Source organism: Microbulbifer mangrovi (assembly GCF_002009015.1).
GTDB classification, from domain to species: Bacteria; Pseudomonadota; Gammaproteobacteria; order Pseudomonadales; family Cellvibrionaceae; genus Microbulbifer; species Microbulbifer mangrovi.
Genome location: NZ_LZDE01000073.1, coordinates 1 through 579 on the forward strand (window position 1 = coordinate 1; position 579 = coordinate 579).

General features: G+C 56.3%; 1 protein-coding gene. It reads right to left on the reverse strand.

Annotation, left to right across the window (positions count from 1 at the left end; genetic code table 11):
• Window positions 1–107 precede the first annotated feature (107 nt).
• Window positions 108–488: an RNA-binding S4 domain-containing protein gene (locus tag B4U49_RS00320; RefSeq protein ID WP_078082637.1), complete on the reverse strand. Its 381-nt coding sequence runs from the start codon at window positions 486–488 to the stop codon at window positions 108–110.
• Between the last annotated feature and the right edge of the window lie 91 nt (window positions 489–579).

Here is a 579-nt window from a genome sequence, read left to right on the forward strand (position 1 = left end):
CCTGTTTGCGACGCTCCTGAAAAGCTCCACCCGGCACCCGCCCTTCGCATTGGGCTTTTGTACTCCGTACCGCTGAGCCTGGATCCTGCGGGGTTGGCGGAGACTGATCAGTCTTGCGATTCGCGCAGAAACCTGTGGATCTGCCGGCGCTGCTTTTTGTTGGGGCGCTCGTGGGAAATCGTTGCATTGTTGGCTTTGCGTTCCGCCGCAAACTGTTCCCGCTTGGCGACGCTTTCCTCGGTTTCCCGATACAGCGTCTGTGCGATATCCGCCCCGCGTCGCTGGTCGGAGAGAGCGATGACTTCTACGACTTTCTCATCCCATCCCTGACGGATAGTGAGGAGCATGCCGGTGGAAATGTCTTTGCTGGCTTTCACCCGCTGGCCTTCGGCGTGCACCTTGCCGCCTTCGATCGCCTGTTTGGCAATGCTGCGGGTTTTATAAAAACGTGCGGCCCAGAGCCACTTATCAATACGTACTTTGTCCATTAAAAATCAGAGCTACTTACCAAAACTACGAAGTAAAAATCCAGATGCCGAGGGCGAGTGCCGGGCAAGGGTTTTCAGGAGCGTCGCAAAC

What these genes read in the sequence shown, in the direction of transcription:
- B4U49_RS00320 (WP_078082637.1), bottom strand. Translation starts at nt 488, where the DNA reads ATGGACAAAGTACGTATTGATAAGTGGCTCTGGGCCGCACGTTTTTAT.